Genomic DNA, 10,957 nt, shown 5'->3' on the forward strand with positions numbered 1-10,957 from the left:
AGTTGCCGGTGCCGATGTGGGTGTAGCGGCGGATGCCGTCGGGCTCGTCGCGCACGACCATGGCCAGCTTGCAGTGCGTCTTGAGGCCGACCAGGCCGTAGACGACGTGGCAGCCCGCCTGCTCGAGCTTGCGGGCCCACCGGATGTTGGCCTCCTCGTCGAACCGGGCCTTGATCTCGACGAGCACGAGCACCTGCTTGCCGGCCTCGGCGGCGTCGATGAGGGCGTCGATGATCGGTGAGTCACCCGAGGTGTCGCCCGAGGTGCGGTAGAGCGTCTGCTTGATCGCGAGCACGTGCGGGTCGGCCGCGGCCTGCTCGATGAACCGCTGCACCGAGGTGGCGAACGAGTCGTAGGGGTGGTGCAGGAGCACGTCGTTGCGCCGGGTCGCCTTGAACACGTCGACGGGCGCCGACGACTCGACCTCGGCCAGCAGCGTGTGCGTGGTGGGCACGAACGCCGGGAACTTGAGGTCCTCGCGGTTCTGGTCGGCGATCCCGTGCAGGCCGCGGAGGTCGAGCGGCCCGGGGAGGCGGAACACCTCCTGCTCGCTGACGCCGAGCTCGGAGATGAGCAGGTCGAGGACCGAGTCGGTCATCGACTCCTCGACCTCGAGCCGCACCGGCGGGCCGAACTTGCGGCGCAGCAGCTCCTTCTCCAGCGCGGCCAGGAGGTTCTCGGCGTCGTCCTCCTCGACCTCGAGGTCCTCGTTGCGGGTCACCCGGAAGGTGTGCACCTCGAGGATGTCCATGCCGGGGAAGAGGCGCTTGAGGTGCTCGCCGATCACGTCCTCGAGGGGGACGAAGCGCTCGTTGCCGAGCGGGACGAACCGGGCGAAGATCTGCGGCACCTTGACCCGGGCGAAGTGCTGCTTGGACGACTTGGGGTTGCGGATGACGACCGCGAGGTTGAGCGACAGCCCGGAGATGTAGGGGAACGGGTGCGCCGGGTCGACGGCCAGCGGCGTCAGGACCGGGAAGACCCGCTCCTTGAAGAGCTTCTTGCAGTACTTCTGCTCGTCGCGGTCCAGGTCGGCCCACCGGACCAGCTCGATGCCCTCGGAGGAGAGCTCGGGCACCAGGTCGTCGCGGAAGACCCTCGCGTGCCGCTCGCTGAGCTCGCGGGAGTGGGTCCAGATCGCCTCGAGCACGTCGCGGGGGAGGGCGCCGGACGCCGCCCGCACGGCCAGGCCCGCGGCGATCCGGCGCTTGAGGCCGGCCACCCGGACCATGAAGAACTCGTCGAGGTTGCTGGTGAAGATGGCCGCGAACCGGACCCGCTCGAGCAGCGGCAGCTGCCGGTCCTCGGCGAGCTCGAGGACCCGCTGGTTGAGCCGCAGCCACGACAGCTCGCGGTCGAGGAACCGGTCGTCGTGCTTCTGCACGAGCTGGAGCGCGGAGCTCAGGGCGTCGTCGCGGTCGGGCTCGGTCGGCACGTAGGGAGGGTCGACGTCGAAGACCTCCTCCGGGGTGCCCGACCCCCCACCGACCTGTGTGTCCAGCGACATGGACGAAGTGTGACACCGCTGGGTGAACGCCGGGTGTCGTGAGCCGCGCGCTTCGGTAGGTTCGTCCCCCGTGAGCGTGGTCGACACCGCTGAGAAGCTGGCCCTCGAGCAGGCGATGCGCCTGCCGGAGCGGGTCCAGCGGGTCCTCGGTGGCCGTTCCGTCGTGGTCGACGGGCAGACCCTGGCCGCGGACGTGCAGCTCCAGCTCCGGTTGAAGCGGCTGACCCGGCAGGCGGGGGCCGAGACGAAGCCGATGGCGCAGGGGCGACGCGTGATCGCGCACGACACCCGCCTGGTCGGCGGCGACCAGCCGGTCGGCAGCGTGCGTGACCTGGTCGCGGGCGGCCGGCCCGCCCGCCTCTACGTCCCGACCGGTGCTCCCGCGTCCGGTCCGCTGCTGGTGTTCCTGCACGGCGGCGGGTTCATGCACGGCGACCTCGAGACCCACGACCCGGCCTGCCGGTTCCTCGCGGAGAACGCCGGGGTGCGGGTGCTCGCGGTCGACTACCGGCTCGGTCCGGAGCACCGGTTCCCGGCGGCGTACGACGACGCGCTGGCGGCGTACGCCTGGGTGGTCGACCACGCGCCCGAGCTCGGCGCCGACCCGGACCGGCTCGGTGTCGGCGGCGACTCGGCGGGCGGGACCCTGGCGACCGGTGTCGCGATCGCGGCCGCCAGGCACGGCTGGCCGTGCCGGGTGCAGCTCCTGGTCTACCCGGCCACGGACGCCCGGCGGGCGACCCGGAGCGCGGACCTGTTCGCCGACGGGTTCTACCTGACCAGCGCCTACATGGAGCTGGCCAACCGGAGCTACGCCGCCACCGACGCCGATCTCGACGACCCGCGCTACTCACCCGCCAAGGCGGACCTCCCTCCGGGGCTCGCGCCGGCGCTGGTGTTCACGGCGGGCTTCGACCCGCTGCGCGACGAGGGCGAGGCCTACGCCCAGCGGCTCACCGAGGCGGGAGCCAAGGTGGAGCTGACCCGGTTCCCCGACCAGATCCACGGCTTCTTCAACGTCGTGGGTGTCGGCCGCAGCTCGCGGGACGCGAACCGCCGCGTGGCCGCGGCCCTGCGCTCGGCGATGGCCTGACCGATGGCCCTGCCTGACTACGCTGGACCCACCATGACCAGCCCGGACCAGCCTCGACGCGCCCCGCGGCTGTGGGTGTGGGCGGTCGTGCTGGTCGTCCTGGCGGTCGCGGTCCCGGTGGCCGTCCTGGTGGTGCACGACCCCTCGACGGGCGACCGCGGACCCACCGCGACGCCGGTGGCGGGGGCTCCCTCCGCCGAGCCCGGCGCGACGGAGGAGCCGGCGGACCCGCCGCCGCAGACCGCCGCTCCCGACGTCGAGGCCGGCGTCGAGGCCGAGCGCGGGCCGGTGCGGGCGCTGTTCTTCGGTGACTCCTACTTCATCGGCGGGGGCTACACCAGCGAGGACAACTCGATGGCCAGGCTGGCCAGCAACCGGCTGGGCTGGGACTCCGAGATCAACGGCGGCGGCGGCACGGGCTTCGTGCAGACCAACTGGGACTACGGCCTCGGCAACTACCTCGACCAGATCGGCGCCGGGGCGTTCGACGTCGGCGCGCGACGCTGGGTCGTGATCGAGGGCGGCAACAACGACGTCTACCTGCCGGCCGGCGACATCCGGGCCAACGCCCGCCGGGTGGTCCGCAAGGCGCAGCGCACCTTCCCCGACGCCAAGGTCGTGCTGGTCGGCCCGCTCGACCAGGACGCCGACCACACCGAGCTGTTGCCGATCATCAAGACGCTGCGCAAGGTCGCCTCCAAGCGGGGCGTCCCGTTCGTCAACATGAAGAACTGGCTCGACGGCCACTACGACCTGATCGGCCCGGACTACGTCCACCCCTACCCCGAGGGCCACCGGATCCTGGGCCGCAAGCTGGCGAAGGCGCTGCGCGGCCTGGGCGCCTAGACCGCCTCCACCCTCGCCCGGCCCTAGCGGGCGTACGGCGTCGGCCGGTCGGCCGGCTAACGCTCGAGCTCGACCAGGCGGGCCCGGGCCTCGGCGAGCTGCTCGGCGAGCCGCGCGGCGTCCTGCTCGGCGGTGGCCCGGGCGGCGAGCGCCTCGGCCAGCGCGCGCTCGGCGTTGATCCGCCCCTCGACCGCGGCGCTGAGCCGCTGCTCGTACTCCTCGGCGGTGACCTGGAGGTTGCCGAGCGCCTCGGCGGTGCGCCACTCGGCGGTGGCCCGCTGGCGACCGGCGCGAACGGCGGCCTGCGCCTGGGACCTGGCCTCCTCCTCGGCCTCCGCGCGGGCCTGCTGGGCGGCGGTGGCGGCCTCCTCGGCGGCGGCCCGGTCGGCCTGGGCCTGGCGCGCGGCCTCGGCCTGGGCGGCGGTCGACTCCTCGGCGGCGATCCGGGCCTCGTGCGCGCGCTGGGCCAGCTCGGCCTGTTCGGCGGCGAGCGCGTGCGCGGCCTGCTCGGCCTCGGCCGCGCGGGCGGTGGTGGCGAGCTGGTCGGCGGTGCGCTGCTCGGCCTCGGCGCGCAGCCGTGCGGCGTCGTCGGCCGCGGCTGCCTGGGCCTGGGCGGCGCGTTCCGCTGCGGTGCGGGCCTCGAGCGCGGCGGCGGCCTCCTGGGCGAGCCGGGCGGTCGTAGCCTCGGCCTCGGCGCTGGCCTGCCGGGCGGCGGTGGCCGCCTCCTCGGCGGCGGCGCGGTCGGAGTAGGCCTGGCGCGCGGCCTCGGCCTGGGCGGCGCTGGACTCCTCGGCGGCGATCCGGGCCTCGTGCGCGCGCTGGGCCAACTCGGCCTGCTCGGCGGCGAGCGCGTGCGCGGCCTGCTCGGCCTCGGCGGCCCGGGCGGTGGTGGCGAGCTGGTCGGCGGTGCGCTGCTCGGCCTCGGCGCGCAGCCGTGCGGCGTCGTCGGCCGCGGCTGCCTGGGCCTGGGCGGCGCGTTCCGCTGCGGTGCGGGCCTCGAGCGCGGCGGCGGCCTCCTGGGCGAGCCGGGCGGTCGAAGCCTCCGCCTCGGCACTGGCCTGCCGGGCAGCGGTGGCCGCCTCCTCGGCCGCGGTCCGGGCGTCGTACGCCGCCGCGGCGGCGCCGGCCTGCTCGCTGGCCCGCTCCTCGGCGGCCCGGCGCTCCGCCTCGGCCCGGGCGGCCTGGTCCGCCGCCTGGGCGGCCCGCTCGTGCGCGGCCTGCTCGGCCGCCGCCGCCTCGGCGGTCCGCTGCTCGGCGGCGCGGGCCGCCTCCTCGGCCTCCGTCCGCCCGGCATACGCCGCTGCGGCCGCGGCCGTGGCCTCGCGCGCGGACCGCTCCGCGGCCGCGCGGGCCTCGAACGCCTGACGTGCGGCCTCGGCCTGCTCGGCGGCCTCGTGCTCGGCCCCGGTGCGGGCCTGGTGCGCGGCGGCGGCCTCGTGCTCGGCGGCCTCGCGGGCGGTGTGTGCCTCGGCCGCTGCGGCGGCCTGAGCCTCGGCGGCCCGGTCGGCGGTGGCCCGGGCCTCGTGCGCGGCGCGCGCGGTCTCGGCTGCCTCGGCGGCGGCCCGGTGTGCGGCGGTCTCGGCCTCCGCGGCCTGGGCGGCGCCGCGCGCCGACTCCTGCGCCGCCTGCTCGGCCGTCTCGCGCTCGCGGTGGGCCTGGGCGGCCTGCTCGGCGGCGGCGCGCCCGGCCTGCTCGGCGGCGGCGCGGGCCTGGACGGCCGCCGCGGCGGCCTCGGCGTGGTGCTGGAGCTCGGCCTCGGCGGCGCTGCGGGCCTCGAGCGCCTCGGCGGCGCGCTGCTCGGCCTCGGCCCGGCCGGCGTGCGCGGCCTGGCTCAGGCGGGCGTGCTCGGCGGCCGTCTCGTCCGCGGCCTGCCGGGCCTGGTGGGCCTGCTCGGCGGCGGCGTGCGCCGCGGCGGCGGACTCGTGGGCGGCCTGCTCGGCGGCCCCGGCGTGCTCGGCGAGCACCGCCTGCGCCCGCGCCGCCTCCTCGGCGTCGGCCCGGGCGAGACGCGCGGACTCCGCGGCGGCCTGGGCCTCGCCGGCCGCGCGCTCGGCGGCCAGCCGCTGCTCGTGCGCGGCCGTGGCGGCCTCGACCTGCTGGCGGGCGAGGTCCTCCGCGGCGGTGCGCTTGACCGCCGCCGACTCGGCGATGTCCTCGGCGGTCGCCCGGCCCTCGTGCGCGGTCCGGGCCAGCCAGGCCTGCTCGGCGGCGGCCCGCTCGGCCTCGGCGCGGGCCTCGTGGGCGAGCCGCGCGGTCTCGGCGGCCGCCTCGGCGGCCTCGTGGGCGGTCTGCTCGGACAGCACGGCGTCCCGGGCCAGGGTCGCCTGCTCGGCTGCGGCGGCCTCGGCCTCGGTCCGGGCCTGCCGGGCCTGGTCCGCGGCGGCCGCCGACTCCTGGGCGGCGGCCTCGGCCTGCGTGCGGGCCTCGTGGGCCGCCCGGGCCGCGTCGGCGTGGGCCTGGGCGTCGGCATCGGCGGCGGCACGGGCCACCTGCGCGGCCTCCGCATCGGCCTGGGCGGCGACCAGGCGTTCGTGCGCGGCCCGGGCGAGCTCGGCCTGTTCGGCGGCCGCGGCCTCGGCCGCGCCGCGCTCCTCATGGGCCTGCCGGGCCGCCGCGGCCTCGGTGTCCGCCGACTCGTGGGCGCGCGCCTGGGCCTCCGCCGCGGCCCGGGCCGCCTCGGCCTGCTCGGCCGCGGCCCGCTCCGCCTCGAGCCGGGCGGCGTGGGCCTGGTCGGCGACGTCGTGCGCCTCGCGGGCGGCCTGCTCGGCCAGGACGACCGTGTCCCGGGCCCGCTGCTCGGCCCGTGCGATGGTGGCCCGGGCCCGCTGCTCGGCCTCGGTGACCACCGCCCGGGTGGTCTCCTCGGCGGAGGCGATGAGGTCCTGGGCGCTCTCCTCGGCGGCGACCCGGGCGGCGTGCGCCTCGCGGGCCAGCTCCGCGTGCCGGGCCGCGGCGGCGTCGGCCACGGTCCGGGCCTGGGCGTGGTCGAGCGCGGCGGTGTCGGCGGCCTCGCGCAGCGCTGCCTGCTCGGCGGCCGAGCGTTCGGCGTTCTCACGTGCCTCGACGGCGGCGTGCACCCGCTCGTCGAGCTCCTGCCGCGCCTCCTCCAGCTGCAGGGCGAGGTCGGCGGCCCTCGACTCGGCGGCCTGCCGGCCGCGGTGGGCCTCGGCGGCGGCGGCGGCGTGCTGGGCCGCCAGGCGGTCCGCCTCCTCCCGGGCCCGCAGCGCCTCCTGCGCGGCCTCGAGCTGGGCGCGGGCCAGCTCCTCGGCGGCCTCGCGGGCGGCGGCGGCCTCGGCCGCCTGGTCGGCGTGGTGGCGGGCCACCTGCTCGGCGGCCTGCCGGGCGTGCGCCTGTGCGGTCGCCGCCTGCTCGGCGGTACGCCGGTCGCGGATCGCGGCGGTCGTCTCGGCGGCCTGGGCCGCCGACGCGGCCTCGGCCTCCTCGCGCTCCCGGGTCCGCGCCAGCGCTGCCTCCTCGGCCTCGCGCCGGGCCTCGGTCAGCTCGGCCACCAGCTGCTCGGCGGCCAGCCGGGCCTCGTGAGCAGCCGCGGCCGCGTGCGCGTGCTGCTCGGCCAGCGCCTCCGCCGCCTCCCTCGCCTCCGCGGCCCGCTGGGCCGACTCCTCGGCCGCCAGCCGGCCGGCCGACTGCTCGGCGGCGGCCTCCTCGGCGGCGCGCCGGAGCTGGGCCGCGCGGTGCGCCGCGCGGGTGTGCTCGGCCAGCCGGGCCTGGAGCTCGTCCAGGTCGACGGTGGCGGACTCCGTGGTCTCGGCAGTCTCCACAGGCTCGTCGACGTCTGGCTCGTCGCGAGGCCCGGACGGCGGTGGGGGCGGGCCGGCCGGGTTCATTGCGGCCGAGTCTAGTGTCGGGTCAGGGACTGGCGTGTGCTATGTCCGTGGTCCCGATGAGGGTCCCTTGCAGCCGGGTGCGGCACCGCCCGGCGCCGCGGGATGGCCGTGCGGATCCCCTGGCTCGAACGCCGGGAGGTCAGGCCCTCTCGCGGGTGGGCCACTTCAGCGTGCGGGACACCTGGTCGCCGAGGGTCATCGGGTCGAACGGCTTGGCGATGGTGCCCCGGATCGCGGTGCCCTCCCAGACCTGGCGGTCCCGTGCCTGGAGCTTGGCGGTGAAGAGCAGGACCGGGATGTCGCGGGTCGAGTCGTCGGACTGCAGGTGCTCGAACGTCGTGAGCCCGTCCATCCCGGGCATCATCATGTCGAGCAGGACGGCGTCGGGCTTGTGCTCCCGGGCCACCTCGATGGCGTCGGGACCGGAGCCGGCGGTGAGCACCGTCCAGCCGTCGACGGTCTCCAGGCAGAGCTGGGCGAGCTCGCGGATGTCGTCGTTGTCGTCGACGACGAGCACGGTGGGCACACTCACCGGAGCCCCCCTTCCCACGTGGCGAGCGGCCTACCGCACACCTGGAGAAATCCTAGGGGTGGGACGCCTCACTGCGCTGGGTTATCGGCAGGTCCGTGGAAGACACCGACGTAGTAGTTCTGCTGGTCGATCTGCTCGAACGTCACGTCGGCGAACGTCTCGATCAGCTTGCCGGCGCTGCCGCCGAGCCCCAGCTGGTCGTTGACCAGCGCCATGTCCCAGGCCACCACCGGACGCTGCTCCTGGACCAGCTCCCACATGGGGGCGAGCACCGCGTGGAACAGGTGCTTGCCGCGGTGGTCGGGGTGGACGAGGGTGAAGCCCAGGTAGTAGACCGCCCCACGCGCGTACTGCTCGGGGTAGTGGTGCTCGAAGTAGGCCGGGCTGATCCACGGCACCGTGGACAGGTCCGAGCTCAGCGTCGTCATCCCGATGACCTCGTCGTCGTCGCTCCACGCGACGTACTTGAGGACCCGGGGGTCGAGCATCTCCTCGATGAACTCCGACTCGTGGAGCAGCTGCCGGGCCACGGCCTTGGTCTCCAACGGTCCGAACGTCTGCAGGTAGAGCTGGTAGTAGCGCCGCGCGGTGACGTAGTCGATCTCCTTCTCGACCGTCACCCGGACCTGGGGGACGGTCGGGACCTTCTCGGGCTGCCGCAGGCCACCCACGTCGGTCCCGGCGGCCCAGTGCGCGGGGATGCTGTTCGACGAGCCCTCCTTGGCCACCCCGTTCGCGCCGCCCGCCTTGGCGACTCCGTTGGCAGTCCCGTTGGCAGCACCGCGGTCGACGCCGTTGCGGCCCTGCGGGTCTCCGGCCTGCCTGGCCGTCTCGGTCGGTGTGGCCGCAGGGGCGGCGCCGGCGGGGTCGTCGAACCAGCTCGCGACCCGGTACGCCGCCACCACGACGGCACAGGCCGGCTCGCCCGAGGACTCGGCCGACGCCAGGGCCATCTGCACGGGGCCGTAGCGGCCGCCGCGCTTGGCGTTCATGTCGCCGAGGCTGAGCTCGATCTGCTGGGCCACCGAGGCCTCGCTGGCGCCGTGGTGCTCGACGAAGAGGCCACCGCCGGTCTCGTCGACGCACCACCCGAGCCCGGCCCAGGCGGTGTCGCCGATCTGCTCGGCGTAGGCCTCGGCGCGCACGCAGAACAGCAGGTCGCCGTGCCCGCCGGGGAGGGTGTTGCTGACGTGCCGGAGCCGGCTGCCCGGGGGGATCACCGACGACAGGGTCACCAGGTTGAAGTCGGCGACGCCGGCCGACTGGAGCGCGCTGTCGAACGCGGAGAGGGGCGTCCGGCCGGAGCCGGAGCCGGTCCTGATGGAGATCTCGAGCCCGGCAGGCTCAGACGGCGACGCCTGGCTTGCGGGTCGAGGCAGGGCTGTCTCTGCCACCGGGGTCTGGGGGGGCATCTGGCTCTTCCTCTCGGGGCGACATGTGCCCCTCGGAAGCCAGGGCACTGACGAGACCGAGCACCCGGTTCCTCAACTGCTCAGGAGTGACGCGTCCCTTGTTGAGGAACACGGTGGGGCCCAGCTCCAGCTCATGTCGTTCTACTGCATCTACATCGGCGGCGCTGTAGACGACCAGCGAAGTGTGAGCCAGGGTCCCGCGCCGCTGGAATTCTTTCACGACGTCGGCCCCAGATCCGTCAGGCAGGCGCATGTCGAGCACGATGACGTCGGGAAGCGCCTCCTGGCCCCGGGTCACGGCCTCGCTGGCGGTGGCCGCCTGGACGACGTCGAGGCCGTCGGCGCGCAGCATCGTCTCCAGGACGTCGGCCAGGTCGGCGTCGTCCTCGACGACGAGCACCGAGGCGCCGGGCTCGGTCCTGGACACGGCGTTGGCGACGGTCCGCACCAGCCGTTCCTCGCTGACCGGCTTGAGCAGCCAGCCCTCGGTGTTGCGGGCGACGTCCTCGTCGGCCTCGGGACCCAGGCCGGACACCACCACGACCGGGATGTCGTGGGTGTCGGGCGACTCACGCAGGGCGTGGAGGACCTGCGCGCCGGTCGCCCCTGGCATCAGCAGGTCGAGCAGGATGACCGCCGGCCGCTCGGCCCGCACCACCTCGAGCACGGACGCGCTGTCGGTCACCCCGACCGGGCGGAAGCCGTGGGCGAGGAGCAGCCGGGAGAGGTCCTCGACGACGATCGCGTCGTCGTCGCAGACCAGGACGGTGGGGTCGGGACCGGACGGCAGTGCGGGCCGTGGGTCGGCCACGACCGGGGGCCGGTACGAGTCGCGGGCCGCCGGCAGGGTGAAGTGGACGGTCGTGCCGAGGCCGAGCACGCTCTCCGCCCAGATCCGGCCGCCCAGCCGCTCGACGATCCCCTTGCTGATCGTGAGGCCCAGGCCGGTGCCGCCGCGCTGCCGGGTGTCGGAGGAGTCGACCTGCTCGAAGCGGTCGAAGATGCTCTCGAGCTTGTCCTCCGGGATGCCGCGGCCCTCGTCGGTCACCCGGAAGTGGACCTCCGAGCCGTCCACGGTGGCGTCGACCTGGACGACGTGGCCGGCCTCGGAGAACTTGATCGCGTTGCCGAGCAGGTTCATCAGCGTCTGGATGACCCGGTCCTCGTCGGCGAGGACCCGGCCGTGCGCCGCGCCCATCTCGACGCGTACGCCGACCGAGGTGGCCATCCCCTCGATCTGGTCGACCGCCGCCTCCAGGAGCTCCCGGACGTCGAGCGTGACGACGTCCATGGGCGCCACGCCGCTGTCCATCCGCTCGATGTCGAGCAGGTCGTTGATCAGCCGGGTCAGCCGCTCGCTGTTCTGGACGGCCACCCCGACCAGGGACGCCGCGCGCTCGGGCAGCACGCCGAGCTGTCCGCCGGCCAGCAGGCCGAGGGAGCCCCGGATCGAGGTGAGCGGCGTCCGCAGCTCGTGGCTGACCACCGACAGGAACTCGTTCTTGAGCCGGTCGACCTCGCGCCGGTGCGTGACGTCGCGGAACACCACGACGGCGCCGAGGACCTCGGACTCGTCCAGGAGCGGCGAGGCCGTGATCTCGACCGGGAAGACCGACCCGTCCGCCCGGACGTACTCGTCCTCCTCGGACAGCACGAGGCCGCCGTGCTGGATCGCCTCCTGGATGTAGCAGGCGGTCCACGGGAGGGGGGTGCCGTCGGGGC

At 75.6% G+C, this 10,957-nt stretch carries 7 protein-coding genes; 2 read left to right on the forward strand and 5 right to left on the reverse strand.

Translation table 11 applies throughout. From position 1 onward, the window contains the following. Nucleotides 1-1,507 (reverse strand): polyphosphate kinase 1 (ppk1, locus tag JHD21_RS16455; RefSeq protein ID WP_292677390.1); only part of this gene is annotated, 1,507 nt, incomplete at its 3' end. A gap of 70 nt (nucleotides 1,508-1,577) precedes the next feature. Here ppk1 and JHD21_RS16460 point away from each other — a divergent pair. Together JHD21_RS16460 and JHD21_RS16465 are read left to right on the forward strand one after the other, a co-directional pair. Next, nucleotides 1,578-2,600 carry an alpha/beta hydrolase gene (locus JHD21_RS16460; protein ID WP_292677392.1) on the forward strand — a complete coding sequence of 341 codons (1,023 nt, stop codon included), beginning with the start codon at nucleotides 1,578-1,580 and terminating at the stop codon, nucleotides 2,598-2,600. Nucleotides 2,601-2,633: 33 nt separating this feature from the next. Next, nucleotides 2,634-3,446 carry an SGNH/GDSL hydrolase family protein gene (locus JHD21_RS16465; protein WP_292677394.1) on the forward strand — a complete coding sequence of 271 codons (813 nt, stop codon included), beginning with the start codon at nucleotides 2,634-2,636 and terminating at the stop codon, nucleotides 3,444-3,446. 56 nt (nucleotides 3,447-3,502) lie between these two features. On the opposite strand, the gene JHD21_RS16470 is transcribed toward JHD21_RS16465, so the two are convergent. The 4 genes from JHD21_RS16470 to JHD21_RS16485 all read right to left on the reverse strand — a co-directional run. Beyond that, a complete protein-coding gene (locus JHD21_RS16470) occupies nucleotides 3,503-7,225 on the reverse strand; it encodes a hypothetical protein (protein ID WP_292677396.1) in 3,723 nt (1,240 codons plus the stop codon). Between the two features lie 205 nt (nucleotides 7,226-7,430). Then, complete coding sequence (locus JHD21_RS16475; protein WP_292677398.1) at nucleotides 7,431-7,823, reverse strand: response regulator; 393 nt, start codon at nucleotides 7,821-7,823, stop codon at nucleotides 7,431-7,433. 68 nt (nucleotides 7,824-7,891) lie between these two features. Then, nucleotides 7,892-9,235, reverse strand: a complete 1,344-nt coding sequence (locus JHD21_RS16480) for a pyruvoyl-dependent arginine decarboxylase (RefSeq protein WP_292677401.1) — start codon at nucleotides 9,233-9,235, stop codon at nucleotides 7,892-7,894. Further along, a partial coding sequence (locus JHD21_RS16485; protein WP_292677403.1) for a response regulator occupies nucleotides 9,168-10,957 on the reverse strand: 1,790 nt, incomplete at its 5' end. The genes JHD21_RS16485 and JHD21_RS16480, both read right to left, overlap by 68 nt.

The organism is Nocardioides sp. (assembly GCF_016462705.1).
Taxonomy (GTDB): Bacteria; Actinomycetota; Actinomycetes; order Propionibacteriales; family Nocardioidaceae; genus Nocardioides.